Here is a 19031-nt window from a genome sequence, read left to right as displayed (position 1 = left end):
CTCTATGTTCACCAAGGTAGCTCTTGAAACCAGCTTTCATGATCTGCTGCGCGTCGTGAGGCGCGCGTTCAAAATGCTCCTACCCCTTGCACATTCCGCTTTCTCAGAACGTGTTTACGATCTCGCGAGCTAAGGCGAGACAAGGCGAAAACGACTGAAAAAGCGGAATGTACGAGTGGTACATGAGCATTTTGAGGGCGTTTTCAACGCCGTATCGCCGACGCGCAGCAGATTGTAAACAGGTTCTCAGCGGTTTTTGCTCTTGCTCGCGAGACGTTGACAAGCGCTAAGCCGGGCGCGAGTTGACTTGACGATGTGCTATCAAAAATGATTTTCATTTCTATTTGAGGGTTTCGCACTTTGCTTCGGAATACATAGTGAAGTGAAACAATCTCCTCACGTAGAAAGGAATCTGGATGTTGAGTCAGAAACGGTCGGCCTCCCCCATATCAACTACACGCCGACTCGCGCCGCAATCCGCCTTCCCCCTGAATACGCTGCGCGCCGCCACCCATCTGGCCCTGATGGTGGGCTTTGGCGGCGCCGGCCTGAGCTTGGCGCCGGCGGCGCTGGCGGCGGACAATGCGCCGGCCCAGGCCAGCAACGGCGCGCCGGAACGGCTGGCGCCGGTGGTGGTGCAAGGCCGCCGCGTCTACGCCGGCGGCCAGCTGGCCACCGATAGCCGGGTGGGCGTGCTGGGCAATCTGGACGTGATGGACACGCCGTTCAGCACCATCAGCTACACCGAGGACTATGTGGCCAACCAGCAGGCGCGCGAGATAGGCGCGCTGATCGGCGCCGCCGATCCCTCGGTTCACGTGGCCAGCAAGGGCACCATCCTCGAGAAATTCAATATCCGCGGCTTCCCCACCTCGGCCAACGACATCACCTTCAACGGCCTGATCGGCATGGCGCCCAATCTGCGCGGCTCCACCGAGATGGCGGCGCGGGTGGAAGTGCTGAAAGGGCCGTCCACCCTGCTCAACGGCATGCCGCCGGAAGGCAGCCTGGGCGGCAGCGTCAACATCGTGCCCAAGCGCGCGGGCAACACGCCGCTGACCTCGGTCACCGCGACTTATGAATCCGACAATATGCCCGGCGTGCACGTGGATGTGGGCCGGCGCTTTGGCGACAGGCAGCAGTGGGGCGTGCGCTTCAACGGCGTTTACCGCAACGGCGACACCGCGGTGGACAAGCAGAAACAGGGCATGAACCTGGCCTCGCTGGGCCTGGACTGGCGCGGAGAGCGCGCCCGCGTCTCGCTGGATCTTTACCGGCAGCGCGAAAAGATGGACGGCATCAATTACTTCGGCATCTTCTCCATCGCCCCGGGCGTGACCCAAGTGCCCACGCCCAAGAAAGGCGATTACCAGTTTGCGCCGGATTGGGCCACCAATACCAACACCACCCAGGTGGCCTTGCTGCGCGGCGAATACGAGCTGAGCGAGGCGCTGACCCTGTACGGCGCCTATGGCCATCGCAAGGCGGACTTCGACGCCACCATCACGCGCGACCGCTTGCTCAATAACGCCGGCGACCTTAGCGTGAGCGCGTTCCGCCTGATGAACGAGGGCACGCAGAAATCCGGCGAGGCCGGCGTGCGCGGTCATTTCGACACCGGCAAGATTCAGCATAAGTGGTCGCTGGCGGCCACGCGCTTCACCTCGGAGCGCAGCTACCGGGATGGAATGGGCCCCACCTTCAACACCAATTACTATGCGCCGTCCTTCGGGTCCATGCCGGCGTTCCGGTATATGGGCAGGAGCGTTCAGGACAAGCTGGGCAGCATCGCCCTGGCGGATACGCTGTCCTTCATGGACGGCAAGGTGCAGTGGACGGTGGGCACGCGGCGTCAGAACGTGCAGAGCAGCAACTACGACGCCGCCGGCGCGCAAACCTCCAACTACGACCAAAGCCGTTGGTCCCCGGCCACCGCCTTGCTGGTCAAGCTTTCGGACCAGCTCTCGGTTTACGGCAACTACATCCAGGGCCTGAATCAGGGCGGCGTGGCGCCGGACACGGCCAAGAACGCCGGCGAAAGTCTGCAGCCGTATCAGACCGAGCAGTACGAACTGGGCGCCAAGCTGGATTGGGGCGGCCTCACCCATAGCCTGAGCCTGTTCCAGATCGCCCGGCCCAGCGCTTATACCAGCCCGGACAGCAATGTCTTCGGCGTGTACGGCGAACAGCGCAACCGCGGCCTGGAGTGGAGCTTCTGGGGCGAGGCCAGCCGCGGCCTGCGTCTGATGGGCGGCGCGTCTTACACCAGGGCCGAGCTGACCAAGGCGCTGGACCCGGCGCACCTGGGCAAGCAGGCCTCCGGTGTGCCCAAGGTGATGGCCAAGCTGGGCGTGGAATACGATATCGCCGCCCTGCCGGGCCTGACCGCCACCGGCAACGCCCAGTACGTGGGCGAGCGCTTCGTCCGCGACAACAACCAGCTGTCTTTGCCGTCCTACACCACGTTTGACCTGGGCGCCCGTTACACCACCAAGCTGGCCGCCAAGGAAATCACCTTGCGCGCCTCGGTGCAAAACGTCGCCAACCGCGCTTACTGGGTGGGTTCGTGGAGCGGCGGCGACGGCAGCGGCTTGTCCGGCGGCCTGGGCGCGCCGCGCACCTTCCTGCTGTCCGGCACCGTGTCGTTCTGAGCATCCGCTTCGCGGACTCTGAGCCTTGCCCTGCCGGCCATGCGGGGCGTTTGACCGACGCCGCGGCTTCCGCCGCGGCGTTGTCGCGTTTACATCACCTTGCAAATCAGCTTATGGGCGGCTTGCAACTCCTGCCGCACCGGCTCCAGCAGCGCCGCGATCTGCTCGCCGTTCAGCGTCTTGGTGTCCGGGCAGCTCAGCAGCAAGGACATCAGCGCTTGCAGGCTTTGGGTGGCGGAGTGAAAACGCAGCACGCTGCGGGTCAGGCCCTCGTCCACCTCCAGATAGCGGCGGTCCAGCTTGTGGCACAAGGCCTCCAGTTCCGGCCGGCCCTGGGCGTTGGCGCGCAGCTCTTGCAACAGGTCTTGCAGTTGCAGCAGGACCGGGGTGGCTTGGGCGTTCATGGCCGCTCCTCCCCGACAGTGACAAAACGGGGATGCCGCTGGTGCAAATTAAATATATTCATTATGAGCTCCACAAAGATCTGCTCTAAGAAACGCCTGCGCGGCGCGGAGGACGCGGGCAGGCTCATGGCCGCGCTGTCGGGCGCGGCGCATGGCAGCCTGAGTGGGGAAGGCGGGAGCGTCAAGACGACAGCCGGGCCGGCCTTGGAACCTGTTCAAAGTCTGCCGCGCTTTGCGAGACGCGGCGCGGGGCGTATCGCCTCGCGGATGCCCAAGCGGGAGCGGAAAGCGCTGCGGGACACGGTTTCGCCAAAAATCTGCTCCTAAGTGCGTTGCAGCTGGGTGAGGGTGAACCGTTCGGGTAGCAGCCAGCAGGGCAGGGTGGCGTCGCTGGCCTTATTGCATTGCCGGGGGCTCAATTAAAGCTCAGCTCCACGGTGGCGGCGGCGTTGACCAGGCCGGGCCGGATGGCGGGGCCGCTGGCGGCGTAGCGCACCACCATGGGCAGCGCGTGCTGTTGCCTGGCCGCCAGGCTGGTGAACTCGGTGCCCAGCGTATAGGCGCCGGTTTCGCCCTGGCGCTGCAGCTCCAGCCCAATGCCCTGGGCGCTGCCAGGCCCGCCGGCAATGCTCAGCAGCGTGCCGGCGGCGCCGGGCGCGTTGGCGTCGCTCAATTTGGCGCTGACGCTGGTGCCGGGCGCGCAGTCCAGATCGATGTTGAACGGCTTATCGCCGGTGCGGCCGGCGCCGGCGAAGTCTCGGGTGCTGGCGTCGGGCAGGCGGACGGTTTGGCCGGCGTTTTTGAACGAGCAGCCTATCACCCTGATGGCGGGCTGATTGAAGGAGTAGGTGTAGAGCGGCTGTCCGTGATCGCCGCCTTTCTTGTTCTTGTAGTTGACGGCATGGCTTTCCGGATTGAGCCGACCGGAGGTCACCGGGCCGGTTGTGACCAGTTCGATCGTGTCGGTAATGGTGACGGTATCGTTCAAGGGCATGCCGCGTAGATTGGTACGGCCATTGTTCAGACTTGTGGTGCTGAAGGTCTGAGATTTTCCGGAGTGGGTATTGCTGTTTATCCAGCGAATGCCGATGCCGGAAGTTTGGGTTTTTCTGACGCTACTAAGCGATGAGCCGCCGTTGTCGGTGTTGCCATAGGACAAAAAGGCGTACCAGTTGTGTTGGCCGTTGGCGCTGCGCTTGTCGCATTTGACCGTGGTTTTCAGCACCTGCTTGGCGATCAGGTGCCCGGCGGGCGCCAGGTATGGAATCACCAAGGGATCGGGAAGCGCTGGAGTGATGGTTGATGAAACCACTTTGCAATCGGCGTGGCTTGGGCGGCTGCAGCTTCCCAGCGTCAATAGCAAGACGAGGCAGGCCAGCAGCGGGCGGCGGGTAGGCGGCGTGTGCATTTGGGTATCCTTTTCTTTGATTAAGCGCGGCGCTTAGTGGCAGGGCAGTTCTAGCCGCAGGTAATGACGCCCCGGCTTGGCGGGCGGCAGCCGGTAGCGGGCGTTGCAGCCGCCGTCGCTCCATTTCACGGCCAGCAGGCCTTGCGGCTGCGTGAGCAAGAGCAGCGTCCGGCCTTGCGGGTCCACGATGCCCAAGGGTTGGCCGGCGTCGTCCTCCACGCTGGCGCCAAACGGCGCCGCGCTGCCGTCGCGGCGGCGCAGGCTGAATTGAACGCGCCGGCCGCTGCACGCCTTGAACACGGCCTTCACCACCGCGCCGCGGCGCGGCACCACTTGCTTGACGCCGTCCTCCAGTTCCAGCCCCGCACCCAGTTTGAGGCTGTCCAGGCTCAGGCTGTTGGCGCGATAAGGCTGGGCGTCGGCGCGCACGCTGTAGCCGTTGCCGTTCAGACCGGGGGCGCCGTCCACTTGCAGCAGGGCGAAAGTGTCGCCGACGGCGCGGCTGAGGTTGACGCCGCCGCCGTGGACGACGATGGCGCCGTTGGCGCCCAGGCTGGCGGATTGATGGCCGCGGGCGGCGCTATAGGCGGCGCTCAGCTGCGCGACATCGCCCTGATGGACGCCGCTGGCGTTCAGGCTGGCGTCGCCCTGGCTGTCGCGGCCCACGGAGACGGTGTAGCTGTCGGCCTCGCCCAACTGGCCGCTGAGGCTGGTGTGCAGGGCGTCGCGGCCAAGCTGGGCGCTGAGCTGGGGGGCATGTCGCCCGCTGTCCAGCGGCAGGCTGAAGCCCAGCGTGATCTGGCTGTCGCCTTGGCCGCGGCCGTCGCGGCTCCGGCTGAGGCTGAGGTGGTAATGGAATTGTTTCCAGCGGTGGCTGTAAGCCAGGTTGAGGCTGTGGCTGGCGCCGGGCCGGCCCCAATCGTTCTGCCGGCTGAGGCTGAGATAAAGGCTGCCGCGGCGGCCTTCCCGGCCCAGCGCCTGTTGGGCGCTGAGGTCCATCCGTGCGCGCGCGCGGTGTTGGTTGGCGCGCTGGGCCAGGTCCGCCGCGTGATCGTTGAAGCTGCGATAGCCGGCGGTGGAGTAGCGGTAAGCGGCCAGGGTGAGCTGGGTCTGGGTGCGGGGCAGGGCCTTGTGGTACAGCAGGCGCAGGCTTTGCCCCTGGCTGCGGCGGCCTTGGGCGCGGCTGAGGGATTGGCTCAGGTCCAGCGACAGCGCGCCCAGCGGGGTGTTGGCGCCCAGGCCCAGCTTGACGGCCTGGAAGCGCGGCGAGAGCTGGACGCCGGCGGCCACGGTGCCGTCGTCGCTGAGGCCGTAAACCAGCGCGCCGGCGGCCAGCGCGGGACGGGCCGCTTCGCCGCCCTGGTATTGGCCCAGCGCGGCGTGGTATTTCCAGCGGCCTTGGGCTTGCATCAGCGGCAGGCTGGAGAAGGCTTGATGGCTGACGCGGCGGCTGCCGTCGGCCTCGGTCACCGTGATTTCCAGTTCGCCGTTGGAGCCGGAGGGGGCGATGTCGCTGAACTCGAAGGGGCCGGGCGGCACGTCGGCGCGGTGCAGCACATAGCCGTTCTGACGCACTTCCACCGTGGCCTGGCTCCACGCCTGGCCGCGGACCACCGGACGGTAGCCGCGCTCGCTGTCCGGCAACATGGCCTCGTCCTGGCTCAGTTGCGCGCCGCGGATGCGCGAGCTGTCGAACAGCATGGCGTCGGTGTATTGCTCGCCCAGCGCCAGCTGGCTGCGCAGCGCGGTGATGTCGCGTTGCAGCAGGGTGCGGTTGCTGCGTATTTCTGTCGCTTGGCCGGTATTCCCGTTGAGGGTGGTGTCGTTGCGCAAGCGCCAGTCGCCCAGGTTGAGCCCGTTTTGCAGGCCGAGATACCACTGGCGGCTGGCGCGGCCGTGCTGGCCCCGGCGGTATTGGCCGCTGAATTGGTAATTGGCGTAAGCGGCGTTGACGCCGGCGTCCCACAGCGAGGGGTCGACATAGCCGTCCGCGCGGCGCAGCAGATGGGCTTGCGGCACGGAAAGCTCAAGTTGTAGCCGGGTGGAGTCGTAGCGCGCTTGCGCGTGCTCCAGGCGTTGGGGCAGATCCACGCAGGCCTCGTCGCCGGGGCCGGACGGCGGCAGTTTGACGCCCAGCTTGCGCAGCAGCGCGGCGTCCAGGCAGGGACGCACTTTGCCGTCCCGTTCCTGGCGGAACAGGATGTCGCGGCGGTCGGCCAGCTGGCGGTTGAGCAGGATGTCCACGCGATAGCGGCCGGGCAGGATGTCGTTGCCGGCGCTCAGCACCGCTTTGAGGTCCGCCGCCTGTCCGTCCAGCTTCAGAAAGCGGGTGTTGAAGACGGGCGCGTCCGCCGCCAGCGCCTGCGCGCAGGCGATCAGCCAGCAGGCGCAGGCCAGCGGGGTCGCGGCGCTGCGGCGGGCAGGGGGCGTCAGCGGCTTGCTTCTCATCGCCTTGCGGTCCGGCGGCCGGCTCAGGGCTCCAGCCGGCGCGGCTGGGCGGGCGCCGCGCCTTGCAGCCGGACTTCAAAAGCCTGGCTGGCGCCAAAGTCGTTGATGATCTGGTAGCGCAAGCGCGCGTCGTTTGCGGCGTCGGCGGGCAGCGGCCATTGCCCGCCGGCGCCGGGCGCCAGCATCCGGGCGCGGCTGATCTCCTTGGATTTTCCGCTGGAGAGCAGGGTCAGGCCGGTCACGGTCACGTGGTAGCGGCTGGGGTTGTCCGCTTGCAGCCAGCTGCTGCCGCGCTCGCGCCGCAGCCGCCAACGCAGGCGTTCCGGCGCTTGCAGCGCGTCGCCGTCCAGGCCCGGCGGGCGGTAGAACACCTTGACGCGCTGGCGCACCGCCAGTTGCAGCACATTGCCTTGCCCGGCGGCTTGCGGGATTTCCTGCACATTGAGCCAGAAGGCGGTTTCCCGTTGATCGGCCGCGCCGGCGCCGGCGTAGAGGATGCGCAGCAATTGCTCCTGCCCGGCCGGCAGCCGCGTCAGCGGCGGGGTGATGGCGAAGGGCAGTTCGACCTTGTCGCCGTCCAGCGCTTCCAGCCAGGACTGCACCAGGATGTCCGCGCCGTGGTTGCGCACGGTGACGGCGGCTTCCGGATGCGCGCCGTCGAAAATGACGCGGGTGCCGTTGAGGCTGATGCCGGCGCTGGCGTGGGACATGGCCAGCCAGGCCGCCAAGCCGGCGGCTTGCAGCAGGGTTTTCATGATGGAGGCCCTGAAAATAGACAACGGCGGGAAACCCGCCGCTGTGGGTGGAAGTGAGGAGGGCTTAGTCGTAGCTCAGTTCGAAGGGGAGGGCGGCGGTGACAGTGCCTGCGCTCATGCTGGCGCGCAAAGCGCTGGTGGTGACATAGACGGCGTCAAGATCAATGGTTTCCGAGGTATTGAGAGCCGCTTTGGTTCGAAAGACTCCTGTGCTCAGGTCCAGCGGAGTGCCGCCTTTATAGACGGCGATGCCCACGCCTTTAGCCCCACTGCTTGCGGTATTGGCTAAGGCTGTAGCGTTGCTCGCAAGCCTCGATCCAGGGAGTGCCGTGAATTTGGCTTCGACATTGCTCGCGCCGCTGCATTGAATCTTGATCTGAAAAGCCTGTTTCTCCAGTGGCGCTTTACCCAGATCGACGATTTTGTCCATGGTGATAGGGGACATGCTGACTGCGAGAACGGGCGCGATGGCCGTGCCGCTTCTGGTTGCGCCGGTACCATTATCTATTGTGCAGGTGGGGGCGGTGACGCTGCCGGTGAAATGGATGCTGCCCTTTTGGGTGACGGCGGCCTGAGACGCCAGCGGAAGCGCGGCGGCAAAGACGGCCGCCAGGGCCAGCAGGCTGTGTTTTTGTTTCATGGTGGTCTCCAGTGGTTGCGGCGCGCAGGTGCTTGGCCTGGGCCTTGAGTGGAGACGGCATGATAAAAACACATTCAATTCAGGTCTTTAGCGTGGTTTTGAACGCCTCTTACCTTTTCTTACCAAGCCATAACTTTTCTTGTTTGGACTTTTTGATGTCGCCAAACAAGGTTTAAGCCGCTCAGGGGATTGATAAGAGTTTCAACCTGTCCTTTTGGCCAGTTTGGTGAAAATGGCAATTTTATTGGATTGTCCGCTAAGTGCCGGTTATCTAAAATGTTTTGCTCAAATTTTGTCATCCCACCCTCATTACGCCTCGCGGCACTTATCCGCAGACCTGGCCACAGCCCGTCGCCATGAGTGCTTTGCCTAAGGCCGGTTTGGGGGTGTTTTTATTTTGGATAGTTCGACGGATCGCCCCATGGACCTCAGCACCCTGCTCGCCAGCTTCGCCTCCGCCTTCAACCAGGACCAGCGCCTGCTCACCCTCAGCCTGGGCGACGGCAGCGTGGCGGCCGAGCAATTGCTGCCCCTCAGCCTGGCCGGCGAAGAAGGCGTGTCCCGGCCTTACGCCTACCAGCTCACCTGTCTGTCCCCGGACGGCGCGATCGAACTCAAGACCCTGCTCGGCCTGCCGGCCCGGCTCGGCATCCTCGACGCCGCCGGCGCGGAGAGCCTGCGCTGCGGCGTGGTATCGAAAGTGGAAAGCCTGGGCTCGGACGGCGGCTTCAGCCGCTACCAGCTGACTATAGAGCCACCATTCGCGCTGCTGCGCCATCGCGTCAGCTCGCGAGTGTTCCAGGACCTGACGGTGCCGGACATCGTCAAACAGATCCTGGCCGAGCATCAGCAGGCCAACCCGGTGTTCGCCCGCGTCCAGACGCTGGACTTCAAGACCGGCGCGGCAACTCCGCGCAGCTACTGCCTGCAATACCGAGAATCCGATTACGACTTCATCGTGCGTCTGCTGCACGAAGAGGGCTATGCCTGGCGCTTCGATCACCTCGATGGCGAGGTGCCGCAAGTGCAGTTGGTCGCCTTCGACGACCCCTACAGCCTGCCGCCGGCTACGGTCGAGCGGGTACGCTTCCACCGCAGCGACGCCACCGAGGCCGAGGACGGCCTGACCGAATGGAACGCCCAGCGCCAGATCGTCCCCGGCGCGGTGGCGCTGGCCAGCTTCGACTACCAGCCCGTCAGCACCCAGCACAGCGGCGACGACAGCCGCATCGACCAGGGCCAGAACGGCAAGGCATTGCAATCCTCCTTGCATGATTACGACCCGCAATCGCTGTACTACGCCGGCGACGCCGACCAACTCAGCCACTACGCCCAGCTGCGCCAGCAGGCGCATGACTTGAACGCCAAGCAATTCAGCGGCGGCGGCAGCGTGCGCGGCCTGGCCGCCGGTCAGTGGTTCCGCCTGGACGAGCACCCGGCCCACGACGGCGACAGCAGCGAACAGCGCGAATTCGTCGTTACCCGCCAAAGCTTAAGCGCGCGCAACAACCTGCCGGCTGACCTCAAAGCGTTGGCGGGAGAGAAAGACGCGCAACCGTTCCGCGCCGACTTCGACGCCCAACGTCGCGGCGTGCCGCTGACCCCGGCCTACGCCCACACCGAACTGGCCAAGCCCAAGTCCCGCGGCGTGCAGACTGCCACCGTCGTCGGGCCGCAAGGAGAGGAAGTCCACACCGACCAGCACGGCCGCATCAAGGTGCAGTTCCACTGGCAACGGATGGACGAACACCCGAGCATAGGCGCGGGCATGGACGACAAATCCTCCTGCTGGCTGCGCGTGGCGATGCCCAGCGCCGGCGCCGGCTGGGGCCACCAATTCATCCCGCGCATCGGCCAGGAAGTGCTGGTCGACTTCATCGAAGGCGACATCGACCGCCCGGTGATCACCGGCGTGCTCTACAACGGCAGCCACCCGCCGCCGGACTTCAGCGGCGCCGGCGCGCTGCCGGCGAATAAAACCCTGTCCGGCATCAAATCCAAGGAACACCAGGGCGGTCAGTACAACGAACTGTTGTTCGACGACACCCCCGGCGAAGTGCGCGCCAAACTGTCGAGCGAACCCGGCAAAACCCAGCTCAACCAGGGTTTCCTCACCCAGCCGCGCAGCAACGGCAAGGCCGAAGCGCGCGGCGACGGCTTCGAACTCAGAACCGACAGCCACGGCGCCATCCGCGCCGGCCACGGCCTGCTGCTGAGCACCGAAGCGCAGAACGGCGCTGGGGGCAAACAACTGGCGCGCGAACAGGCGCAAAGCCAGCTGGACGCGGCCTTGGCCCTGAGCCAAAGCCTGGGCGACACCGCCACCGGCCAGCAGGCGGATACGATGGAAACCGGGCCGGACAAGGTCAATCCGGACAATAGCAAGGCGGGGAAAGGGGATAAGGGGCATCTGCAGCACCAGGCTGCCGCCTTGAAAGCCTGGGAGGCGGGCAGCAACACCGACAAGGACGGCAAAACCGCCAAGGAACAGACGGGCCGCCAGCCCTTGCTGGTACTGTCCGCGCCGGCCGGCATCGCCAGCCTGAGCCAGCAAAGCCAAACCGTGGCGGCCGGCACCAATCTGGACCTGGTGGCGCAGCGGGACACCAATCAAACCTCGGGCCGGCGCTGGCTCCACAATGTGGGCCAGCACATCAGCCTATTCGTCACCGGCCTGCAAGACAAGATTTCTCTGAAGCTGATCGCCGCCAAAGGCAAGGTGCAGATGTTGGCGCAGAGCGACAGCGTCGAGGTTACAGCGGACAAGGACGTGACGGTGACTTCCTGCAAGGAAAGAATCACGGTGGCGGCCAAGCGGGAAATCCTGCTCAACGTCAGCGGCGGCGCTTACATCCGCATCGCCGGCGGCAATATCGAACTGCATTGCCCCGGCAAGGTGTCGGTGAAGGGCGCCAGCCATCAGATGAGCGGGCCGGCGCAAATGACGGTCACGCATCCGGATTATCCGCAGAGCATTCCCAGGATGCCGTTGTCGCTGCGCCTGGATCAATCGCCGCAAGGCGGCAACAGCAGCTGGACCGGCATGCCCTATACCCTGCATGCCGACGGCGGCGAGGTGGAGCGCGGCATCATTGACGAAAGCGGCCACCTGGCGGTCAAACATGCGGTCACCACGCAAAAATACACGGTGGAGCTGGCCAACGGCGTCAAGTTCGATATCCCGGTGGCCAATGAGCTGAGCAAGCCGGACAAGGGAGCGCTGGCCAACGCCGGCTTCCATAAAGTGGTGGCCGGCGGCGCGCCGCCGGACGGCCGCGTGGAGCCGGACGAACATGCGCGCGCGCGCTACCACCGTTTGCTTAATGGCGAGGCCGACGCTTCGCCGGCAGGAGAATAATAATGAGCGCGAACACGATAGTCTCCCCGATCTGCGTCAAAGAACCGCTGCGGGCCAATTTGACCCTGCCCTGGTTTTTGCAGACCAGCGAATACGCGCCGCATGAGGGCAGCTTCCAGCCCCTGGTCAACGGCGAGGCGGCGTTTGCCTCGGTGCATTACGCCATCGCCAAGGCCAAGAAAAACGTCAGCATCATCTGCTGGGGCTTCCAGCCGTCCATGTACTTCGTCCGCAAGGGCGCCGACACGGTGAAGTACGCGGACATCGCGGAAGCCGTGCCGGCGCAGATAGGCAAGTTGCTGGAGCACAAGGCCAAGCAGGGCGTGCAGGTGCGGGTGCTGTGTTTCGCTTCTAAACCGCTCGGTTTGTACGTCAACAGCACCGGCGCCACGGTAGAGGAGTCGCAAACCCCGGGTCGCTGGAGCGTGGGCATCAAGGACAAGCCGGGCTATGAAACCCCGGAGCAGTATAAATACGATTCGCAGTGGTATTCCTGGTATGACGAGGATCAGCCGGCGGCCGGCACCTCGGAAAAAACAGCACGGGATCAGCGGCGGTCGGACATCCCCAGCAAGCACCTGCATTTCCGCAGCCGCGGCTTTGGTCCTCGCACCCGCAACCATATCTTGGATCAGAGTTACGATGATCAAGGTCTGAAAACAAAGACCAGGGCCACCTTGGCTGCCGGCCCCAGCCATCACCAGAAAATGGTGTTGGTGGATTACGACGACGCGCAAGCCCATGTCGGTTTCGTCATGGGCCACAATATGTTGGACGAGTACTGGGACACCAATGCCCACAGCGCCAAGCCCAAAGCGCCCAATCTGGGCCGCAACGGCACGGTGGGGCCGCGCGAGGACTTCTCCAGCCTGATCACCGGCCCGGCGGTGGGTGATCTGTTCCACAATTTCCGCCGCGCCTGGCGCGACGAGACCAAGGAAGACCTGCCGCTGCCCGGCTGCGGTTTCGGCGGCTACGCGCCGCGGGTGGACGGACAGGCCAATAAGGCCGCCATGGTGCAGCTGCTGCGCACCCAGCCGGAATACAAGAAACAGGACATCAAGAAGCTGTATCTGAAGGCGGTCAACAACGTCACCTCCTACATCTTCATCGAAAACCAGTACTTCCGCTGGCCGCCGCTGGCGGAAAAGATCAAGGACGCGGCCAAGGCGCAGAAGCAGGCCGGTCGCCCCTATCCGATCTATCTGTTCGTGATCACCAATACCAGCGACGCCGGCGTGGGCGCCGGCACGGTCAATACCTACCGGATGCTGGACAGCCTGGGGCGCGCCGATACGATTCCCAGCGTGGCGCGTCAGGAACGGGCGGATGACGTCAAAGCCCGTTTGGGGCAGGCCAAGCAAGCGGAACGCGAGGCCAGCATCATCTATACCGCCAATGCGTTTAGTCCCAGTAAATTAAGGGAAAAGGCCCGCACGGAACTGGAGGATGCCACTGCCCGGCGCAAGCAGGCGGAGGCCGCCTACGAGGCTGCGCAAAAGCCGGATGTCCCGGTGTCCGAGGTTGAGCAGCCCGGCCTTAAAACCCATATTTGTTCGATCGTGGCGATGGACTCCGAAATCAAGCCGGCGGTTTACGCTCAGCGTTACAACCACGGTGTTGGCAAGACCGTGCCGACGCAGGTCACTCCCGCAGTGGGTTGGTCCGAGGTTTACATCCACGCCAAGCTGATGATCATCAATGATGCTTTTCTGACGCTGGGCTCGGCCAATATCAATACCCGCAGTATGCAAGTGGATAGCGAGTTGAATATTGCGCTGGACCGGCCGGAAATTTCCAAGCCGCTACGTCAGGAGTTGTGGGGAAGGCATACTAATAGTTGGTCTGGGGCAAATCCGGATAGGATGGATAGGGAGGCATCAGCAAAGCAAGCTTTTAAAAAATGGCGAGATATCTTGAATGAAAACAAGGCTGCTTTTAGCAACTCTTTGCCTCCAGTCGCGCCTCTTCGCGAGTTTCTGCGTACAGACCCTGCCCGGAGCAATAGTGATTAAGCCCGCATTTCTGACCCTGATTCTGACCCTGAGCCTGGCCGCCTGCGGCGGCGCCAAGGAGCGTTCCGTGCCCGATTTGAAAGAAGTCGAAGCTAAGCTGGCCTTCAACTGCGCGTATGAGAAAGACCATTTACCGGCCTTGACCCCGGAGGCGGAGCAGTTATACCGCTACGCCCGCTGGTTGCAGAAGAACCAGATCGAGAAGGAAGACCCGCTGCGTTTCCCGGAGATGGAGCGTTATTACCGCATCGCCACGGCTCACGGCCATTACAAGGCCAATCTGGAGCTGCGCGACATGATAGGGCGAGGCACGGCGCGCAGCGACGACCCAGTCAGGGAAACGCTGGACCTGACCCAGGAGCTGATAGACCGTGGCATTCCCGGCGGCTACTACGATATGGGGCGCTATCTGAAGGCCGGCTACGGCGTGAAGCAGGACGAGGAACTGGCCAACCGCTACTACCGCAAGGCGGCGGACCTGGGCAGCCCGGAAGCGCAGTATCTGGTGGGAGACAAGCTGACGGGTTTGACGAACGCGCAGCCAGAACCGTTTGCTATTGGCAATCAGATGAAGAAGTGTGCGGCGGAACAGGGGCATGGAAAAGCTGCACTTGAATATGGTACCCAGTTACGTCTTGAAAAAAAATTGTCTGAAGCAGTTAAATACCTGCAGCTTGGTACTAAAGGGGGAGATGAGACGGCGGCTTTAAATTTGGAAGATGGTTTCAGCTCAAACAAAGACCCGAGTTTGAAATGGAAGGATCTGGGCTTAGGGCCGGATGATGAGCGTAGCCGTCGCTACAAAATCATTAGCGATGTCCTTAGCGACTACTCCTACGCCCACCCCAAGGTGCTGGAACTGGACGAGATCGTGCCGCTGCCGCCGGCCCCGCTGCCGGCTTGGGACGGCAAGCTCAAGTGGCTGGAGGCGTTCAAGGCCAATGTGGCGCCGGAAAAACCGTCGGAAGCCCTGATGAGCCAACTGGCCGCGGCCAAGGGTCTGGATGCCAAGACCGGACGGCCGCTGAACGGCAAGCATGGTTAAAACGCTGTACGCCTTGTCGCTGTTGGGGGCTCTGGCCGCCTGCGACGCCAAGGAGCGCGCAGTGCCGGACTTGAAAGCAGTCGAAGCCAGGCTGGCCTTCAACTGCGTATATGAGAAAGACCATCTGCCGGCATTGAACCCGGAGGCGGAGCAGTTATACCGCTACGCCCGCTGGTTGCAGAAGAAGCAGATCGAGAAGGAAGACCCGTTGCGCTTCCCGGAGATGGAGCGTTATTACCGCATTGCCACCGCTCACGGCCATTACAAGGCCAATCTGGACTTGCGCGACATGATAGGGCGGGGCACGGCGCGCAGCGACGACCCAGTCAAGGAAACGCTGGACCTGACCCATGAGCTGATAGACCGCGGCATTCCCGGCGGCTATTACGATATGGGGCGTTATCTGAAGGCCGGTTACGGCGTGAAGCAGGACGAGGAACTGGCCAACCGTTATTACCGCAAGGCGGCGGACTTGGGCAGCCCGGAAGCGCAGTATCTGGTGGGGGATAAGCTAACGGGTTTGACGATCGCGCAGCCAGGACCCTTTGCTATTGGGACTCAGATGTTGAAGTGCGCAGGAGAGCAGGGGCATGCAAAAGGCGCTTTAGAATATGGTACCCAGTTGCGCTTTGAGAAAAAACTTCCTGAGGCCGTAAAGTACCTCCAACTTGCCGTTGAGTGGGGAAACTCCACGGCAGCGTTGAATTTAGGAGATGGTTTCGGGGCGATTACAGAGGAAAATAAGCAGTGGAGTGATCTAGGGCTAAAACAGGACGATGAGCGTCGGCGACGTTATCTAATCATTATGGGTGTGTTAAGCGACTACTCCTACGCCCACCCCAAGGTGCCTGAACTGGACGAGATCGTGCCATTGCCGCCGGCCGCGCTGCCGGCCTGGGACGGCAAGTTGAAGTGGTTGGAAGCGTTCAAGGCCAATGTGGCGCCGGAAAAACCGTCGGAAGCGCTGATGAGCCAGCTGGCCGCGGCCAAGGGTCTGGATGCCAAGACCGGGCGGCCGCTGGGCGGGCGACGCGATTGACGCCGGTTTTGCAGCGGGACGCGGCCCGCCTGTGCTGAACTGACGCCCGTCACCCCCGCCGAACCCCCGCGTCCGGGAGGACTCAGACTCTATGTGCCGGCTGTCTGGCCGGCGCGCATCCCTTCCCATTCCCCTCCTGGAGATTCTTCATGACGCCCATCCTGTTCAATACCTATCGCTCGGTCCAAGGCTTCAACAAACGCGTTCGTTTCCTGATCCTGCATTACACCGCGCTGGACTTCGCCGGCTCCGTCAAGGCCCTGACCGGCTCCGGCCAGGTGAGCGCGCACTATCTGGCGCCGGACCCTTGCGATCCCAGCTATCTGCAGGCCGGCTTCAAGCAGATGAATCTGTTCAATCTGGTGGACGAGAACGACCGCGCCTGGCATGCCGGCGCCAGTTCCTGGGATGGCCGCAGCAATCTGAACGATTCGTCCATAGGCGTGGAAATCGTCAATCTGGCGCGGGAGGACAAGGGCGGCATGGTGTTTCCGCCTTATCACCCGCAGCAGATGGCGGCGGTGACGGAATTGGCGCGGAACATCCTGGCGCGCTATCCGGACATCAGCCCGGTGAACGTGCTGGGCCATTCCGACGTCGCCGTGGGCCGCAAGAGCGATCCGGGCCCGATGTTCCCGTGGCGGGAGCTGCACCAGGCCGGAGTGGGCGCCTGGCCGGAGGCGGAGACGCAGCGCAAATACACACAGCAGTTCCAGCAGCAGGGCTTGCCCGGCCGGGAGAAGATGCTGGAGGCGTTCAAGCATTACGGCTATGAGGTGGCGGCGGCGGGCGGCGATGCTGGCTTCGCCGCACTGGTGCGCGCCTTCCAGATGCATTTCCGCGCCGGCGATTACAGCGGCGCGCTGGACGTGGAGACCGCGGCCATTCTGTTTGCCTTGCTGGAGCGTTATTGGCCCAAGCGTTTGACCCTGATCAAGCTTTGACGCTGTTTGTCCGCAACGCGAAACCCGGCCGCCTGGCCGGGTTTTGCTGTTTTCACCGTGAAAAGCGCCGCCGTGCGCTTATTTGGCGGCGGCCGGGATGAAGGAGAACTCCTTGATCACGATCTCCACTTCCTTGCCGTCCTTGGGCGGCCGTCCCTGGAACAGCCACAGATTGATGTGAGGCGGCAGCGGCTGCTGCGGCACCAGGCGCGTGGGGTCCGCCGGGGCGAAGTTCCAGCGCGCCATTTCATACAGGTCGCCGTCCTGATGGCCGTGCAGCGATTGGTAGAGCACCCGGCTGGCGTCCCAATTGAAGCGGTGGGTGCTGTAGTCGCCGTTGAGATTCGGTTCGAAAGCGTAGGAGGTGGGCTTGGGGCCGGGCACGGCCGGGTAGACGGTGTAGTTGCCCATTGGGTTTTGCCGATTGCCCCAGCGGGCGAATTCGATGTCGATCTCATTGGTGGCGTCCGGGCCCACGTCCGGCGTCGGGTAGTTGAACAGGCCCAGCACGATATTGTCGTCGAACAGGTCCGGCCGGCCTATCAGCTTGAACTGGTAGCGGCCAAAGCCCAGCCGCTGCGGCAGGTAGACCTCGGCGCTGCTCCACTTGCCGCCGCGGTGGGCGATCTTCAGGTGGAGCCGGCCCTGGGCGTCCACCCAGGCGTTGTTTTCGTCCCAGTCGTTGGGGCCGGGGCCGCTTTGGCTTTGATTGCGGACTTCCCAGGCGTAGCCGGAGAAATTCAGGGTCTTGGCCTGGACGGCGGCGGACAGGGTCAGGCCGGCGGCGAGGAGGGAGAGCAGGAGGCGGCGCATGGTTTGCCTTTGCTTGTGGATAAGCTTGTCATTTAAGAGCCTGTTTCCGATCTGCTGCGCTGCGGCGATACCGCGTTGAAAACTGCTTCGAAATGCTCATGTGCCATCTGTACATTCCGCTTCCTCAGCTGTTTTCGCCTTGTCTCGCTCTTGCTCGCTAGATCGTAAACAGACTCTAAGCGCGGCGGCGGCGGCGGGTAAAGGGTGTTTTTGCCAGGCAGGACTGTCCGTCCGGACAGGCTGCGGCGCGGACGGGGTCATGCCGGCGCGGCGGCGACGGGGTCATGTCCCGGCGGCTTGGACGTTGGCGCGGCCCAGGTCCGCGCGTTCCTGTTTCTGTTAATCCCGTTTTCTTTTCAATGGCTTGCGCATCTTGCCGCCTGGCGATCCGCGCGCCGTCTTTCCGGTTTCCAAATTCCGTAATGCGCTTTGTCATGGTCGGAAAATTCATTCTTGTCCCTTATGCGTATCGAGTATGTCCATTACAGTGCAATCCATATTGCATAACGTGGCGGCGCGCCGCCGCTGGTTGGCATCCATATCGATTGGGAGGTTTAGGCATGCAAAAGGAAAGCGCCTGGAAGACGGTGTTGCTGTTGGCCCGGTTCGCGTTGGCGGCGGCGTTCTTGTCGGCGGTGGCGGATCGCTTCGGCTTCTGGGGCCATATGGGCGAACTGGGGGTGTCCTGGGGAACGATGGAGAACTTCTATCGCCACGTGGCCAAGCTGTGCCCGTGGGCGCCGGCCGGCCTGATTCCGGTCTTGGCCTGGGCGGTGAACGCGTTGGAGGCGGTGCTGGGCGTGACCCTGTTGCTGGGCGTTCAACTGCGCGCCTCCGCCTGGATCAGCGCGGCGCTGCTGCTGGTGTTCGCCTTGAGCATGGCCGCGTTCCAGAGCCTGAAGCTGTCGCTGAATTTCAGCGTGCTCACCTGCGCCGCTTGCGCCGCGCTGGTGTATCTGGCCAGTTCGCTGGAGCCGACGCCGGGCGCGCGCCGCGTCTGAAGTTTCCGGGCGCGGCCGGGCCGCGCCCGCTTCCTGTCCTTATCCAAATTTAGGAGTGTTGATCATGAGTAGCTTGCGTCTTGCTTATTACGAATTGTCCCCGGAACTGCTGCAGGGCTTCCGCCTGGTGAAGCAGGGCCTGGAAAAGAGCGTGCTGGGCCTGCCGCTGATCGAGCTGATCTATCTGCGCGTGTCGCAGATCAACGGTTGTTCCTTCTGCCTGAACATGCACACCAAGGCGCTGCGCGAGCGCGAGGAAAGCGACCGCCGCCTGGCGGAGCTGGCCGGCTGGCGCGTCAGCGCCCAGTTCAGCGAGCGCGAGAAGGCCGCGCTGGAATGGGCCGAGGCGCTGACCTATGTCGTGGACAGCCACGCCGACGACGCCGCCTATCTGCCGCTGAAAGCGCATTTCAGCGATCAGGAGATTTCCGATCTGACCTTCGCCATCGCGCTGATGAACGGCATGAACCGTCTCGCCGTCGGCATGCGCCAGTAAGCGCCTGAGCCAGG

Annotated in this window: 14 protein-coding genes; 8 read left to right on the top strand and 6 right to left on the bottom strand. The window is 63.7% G+C overall.

Annotated elements, in window-relative coordinates:
• Positions 1-416: 416 nt before the first annotated feature.
• The gene (locus QUG03_RS19890; protein WP_500820765.1) at positions 417-2651 is read left to right on the top strand and encodes a TonB-dependent receptor; all 2235 of its coding nucleotides are present in this window, start codon (positions 417-419) and stop codon (positions 2649-2651) included.
• Positions 2652-2740: 89 nt separating this feature from the next.
• Here the strand turns inward: QUG03_RS19890 and QUG03_RS19885 are convergent, their stop codons facing one another.
• The 5 genes from QUG03_RS19885 to QUG03_RS19865 form a co-directional block, all read right to left on the bottom strand.
• The gene (locus tag QUG03_RS19885) at positions 2741-3055 is read right to left on the bottom strand and encodes a hypothetical protein (RefSeq protein WP_107801069.1); all 315 of its coding nucleotides are present in this window, start codon (positions 3053-3055) and stop codon (positions 2741-2743) included.
• Positions 3056-3470: 415 nt separating this feature from the next.
• Positions 3471-4463: a fimbrial protein gene (locus QUG03_RS19880; protein ID WP_500820764.1), complete on the bottom strand. Its 993-nt coding sequence runs from the start codon at positions 4461-4463 to the stop codon at positions 3471-3473.
• Between the two features lie 33 nt (positions 4464-4496).
• Positions 4497-6911 (bottom strand): fimbria/pilus outer membrane usher protein, encoded by a 2415-nt coding sequence (locus QUG03_RS19875; RefSeq protein ID WP_500820763.1) that lies wholly within the window; start codon positions 6909-6911, stop codon positions 4497-4499.
• A 23-nt stretch (positions 6912-6934) separates the two neighbouring features.
• A complete protein-coding gene (locus QUG03_RS19870; RefSeq protein WP_500820762.1) occupies positions 6935-7666 on the bottom strand; it encodes a fimbrial biogenesis chaperone in 732 nt (243 codons plus the stop codon).
• Between the two features lie 64 nt (positions 7667-7730).
• Entirely contained in the window at positions 7731-8306 is a 576-nt protein-coding gene (locus QUG03_RS19865; protein WP_107801065.1) for a fimbrial protein, read from the bottom strand.
• Positions 8307-8727: 421 nt separating this feature from the next.
• On the opposite strand from QUG03_RS19865, the gene QUG03_RS19860 reads away from it, so the two are divergent.
• From QUG03_RS19860 to QUG03_RS19840, 5 genes are all read left to right on the top strand, one after another.
• Positions 8728-11664, top strand: a complete 2937-nt coding sequence (locus tag QUG03_RS19860) for a type VI secretion system Vgr family protein (RefSeq protein WP_500820761.1) — start codon at positions 8728-8730, stop codon at positions 11662-11664.
• Positions 11665-11666: 2 nt separating this feature from the next.
• Positions 11667-13679 carry a phospholipase D-like domain-containing protein gene (locus tag QUG03_RS19855; protein ID WP_500820760.1) on the top strand — a complete coding sequence of 671 codons (2013 nt, stop codon included), beginning with the start codon at positions 11667-11669 and terminating at the stop codon, positions 13677-13679.
• A complete protein-coding gene (locus tag QUG03_RS19850; RefSeq protein WP_500820759.1) occupies positions 13672-14724 on the top strand; it encodes an SEL1-like repeat protein in 1053 nt (350 codons plus the stop codon). Before QUG03_RS19855 ends, QUG03_RS19850 begins: the two co-directional genes overlap by 8 nt.
• Positions 14717-15763, top strand: a complete 1047-nt coding sequence (locus QUG03_RS19845) for an SEL1-like repeat protein (RefSeq protein ID WP_500820758.1) — start codon at positions 14717-14719, stop codon at positions 15761-15763. The genes QUG03_RS19850 and QUG03_RS19845 overlap by 8 nt, the downstream gene beginning before the upstream one ends.
• A 149-nt stretch (positions 15764-15912) precedes the next feature.
• Positions 15913-16707, top strand: a complete 795-nt coding sequence (locus QUG03_RS19840) for an N-acetylmuramoyl-L-alanine amidase (RefSeq protein WP_500820757.1) — start codon at positions 15913-15915, stop codon at positions 16705-16707.
• Positions 16708-16785: 78 nt separating this feature from the next.
• Here QUG03_RS19840 and QUG03_RS19835 read toward each other — a convergent pair whose 3' ends face one another.
• The gene (locus QUG03_RS19835) at positions 16786-17520 is read right to left on the bottom strand and encodes a glycoside hydrolase family 16 protein (protein WP_500820756.1); all 735 of its coding nucleotides are present in this window, start codon (positions 17518-17520) and stop codon (positions 16786-16788) included.
• 560 nt (positions 17521-18080) lie between these two features.
• Here QUG03_RS19835 and QUG03_RS19830 point away from each other — a divergent pair.
• Positions 18081-18521: a MauE/DoxX family redox-associated membrane protein gene (locus QUG03_RS19830; protein WP_500820755.1), complete on the top strand. Its 441-nt coding sequence runs from the start codon at positions 18081-18083 to the stop codon at positions 18519-18521.
• A gap of 64 nt (positions 18522-18585) precedes the next feature.
• The gene (locus QUG03_RS19825; RefSeq protein ID WP_019104277.1) at positions 18586-19017 is read left to right on the top strand and encodes a carboxymuconolactone decarboxylase family protein; all 432 of its coding nucleotides are present in this window, start codon (positions 18586-18588) and stop codon (positions 19015-19017) included.
• Positions 19018-19031: the final 14 nt, after the last annotated feature.

The organism is Chromobacterium sp. CCUG 30098 (genome assembly GCF_059916605.1).
Note: the sequence above shows the minus strand (reverse complement) of the source record. Positions and strands in the feature narration are given on the sequence as shown.

Coding starts and splice junctions, on each gene's coding strand:
- QUG03_RS19885 (WP_107801069.1), bottom strand. CDS start 3,055: ATGAACGCCCAAGCCACCCCGGTCCTGCTGCAACTGCAAGACCTGTTG.
- QUG03_RS19890 (WP_500820765.1), top strand. CDS start 417: ATGTTGAGTCAGAAACGGTCGGCCTCCCCCATATCAACTACACGCCGA.
- QUG03_RS19835 (WP_500820756.1), bottom strand. CDS start 17,520: ATGCGCCGCCTCCTGCTCTCCCTCCTCGCCGCCGGCCTGACCCTGTCC.
- QUG03_RS19855 (WP_500820760.1), top strand. CDS start 11,667: ATGAGCGCGAACACGATAGTCTCCCCGATCTGCGTCAAAGAACCGCTG.
- QUG03_RS19880 (WP_500820764.1), bottom strand. CDS start 4,463: ATGCACACGCCGCCTACCCGCCGCCCGCTGCTGGCCTGCCTCGTCTTG.
- QUG03_RS19860 (WP_500820761.1), top strand. CDS start 8,728: ATGGACCTCAGCACCCTGCTCGCCAGCTTCGCCTCCGCCTTCAACCAG.
- QUG03_RS19845 (WP_500820758.1), top strand. CDS start 14,717: ATGGTTAAAACGCTGTACGCCTTGTCGCTGTTGGGGGCTCTGGCCGCC.
- QUG03_RS19825 (WP_019104277.1), top strand. CDS start 18,586: ATGAGTAGCTTGCGTCTTGCTTATTACGAATTGTCCCCGGAACTGCTG.
- QUG03_RS19875 (WP_500820763.1), bottom strand. CDS start 6,911: ATGAGAAGCAAGCCGCTGACGCCCCCTGCCCGCCGCAGCGCCGCGACC.
- QUG03_RS19830 (WP_500820755.1), top strand. CDS start 18,081: ATGCAAAAGGAAAGCGCCTGGAAGACGGTGTTGCTGTTGGCCCGGTTC.
- QUG03_RS19870 (WP_500820762.1), bottom strand. CDS start 7,666: ATGAAAACCCTGCTGCAAGCCGCCGGCTTGGCGGCCTGGCTGGCCATG.
- QUG03_RS19840 (WP_500820757.1), top strand. CDS start 15,913: ATGACGCCCATCCTGTTCAATACCTATCGCTCGGTCCAAGGCTTCAAC.
- QUG03_RS19865 (WP_107801065.1), bottom strand. CDS start 8,306: ATGAAACAAAAACACAGCCTGCTGGCCCTGGCGGCCGTCTTTGCCGCC.